Genomic DNA, 1,012 nt, shown 5'->3' with positions numbered 1-1,012 from the left:
TCGTCCTGGCCATGCTGGCTCTGCTCGTAGCGGTCTCTCCGGCCCTACGTGGATTCGGCCCCTATCTCGCGCTGGGCGTCGCTTCGATGGGGCTGGTCGCCTTCACCTTCACCCCCGCACTCATGTTGCTCTTCGGAGGAAAACTGTTCTGGCCCTCCACAACCCAGACTGCGTCGGGACGCGCCGGTGGCAAGGTCTGGGAACGGATCGCGGATCTGGTCGACCGATCGCCGAAGACTGTGCTGGTATCCACACTCCTCGGTCTTCTCGTGATGACCGCGGGCCTGGCCGGCTATCGCGAAAGCTTCGACTTCATCAGCGGATTCCGCATCGACACCCAGTCCGAGTCCGGTCAGAACATGATCGCCGACGCATTCGGACCCGGGGAGATCGCGCCGTCCACCGTCTACGTCACCACCCAGGCCGGGACACCGGCACCCGACTGGAACCAGATCACCAGCCGCCTGTCGGACGTGGACGGGGTGGCCCGAGTCGGTGAGCAACCCGCGGTCAGCGCTGACGGGACAACGGCAGCATTCCAAGTCGCCCTCACCGACAACCCCTACAGCCCTGAGGCAATGGACCGCATAGACACCCTCGCGTCCGCTGCTCGGACTGCAGCGGACAGCGCGGGGATCGACGGTGCGCAGGTCCTCGTTGGCGGCGAAACAGCTCACTCCGCCGATATCCGGGCGGCGCTCGATCGCGACAACTGGGTCGTTGCCGCACTGGTCCTCGTGATCGTCGCCGCCGTCCTGGCACTGCTGCTGCGGTCCGTGCTCGCGCCTCTGTACCTGATCGGGACGCTGGTGTTGTCGTTCACCGCGACACTCGGGATCACGACCTTCATCACTGTCACGCTGCTCGGGGACGAGGGGATCGGGAACCGCGTTACGATCTACATCTTCGTGTTCCTGGTCGCTCTCGGTGTCGACTACACCATCTTCCTGATGAGCCGCTACCGGCAAGAGCTATCGGCGCATCCACCACGGGCGGCCCTGCGGGTAGCGCT

Annotated in this window: 1 protein-coding gene; it reads left to right on the top strand. The window is 65.1% G+C overall.

All coding sequences use genetic code 11. The features are described 5' to 3' along the window. On the top strand, positions 1-1,012 hold a 1,012-nt coding region (locus R1101_RS28645; protein WP_016935728.1), incomplete at both ends, for an MMPL family transporter.

The organism is Rhodococcus sp. R1101, assembly GCF_000278445.1.
Taxonomy (GTDB): Bacteria; Actinomycetota; Actinomycetes; order Mycobacteriales; family Mycobacteriaceae; genus Rhodococcus; species Rhodococcus gordoniae.
The sequence above is the reverse complement of the archived record's forward strand: the minus strand, read 5'-3'. Positions and strand labels throughout refer to the sequence as shown.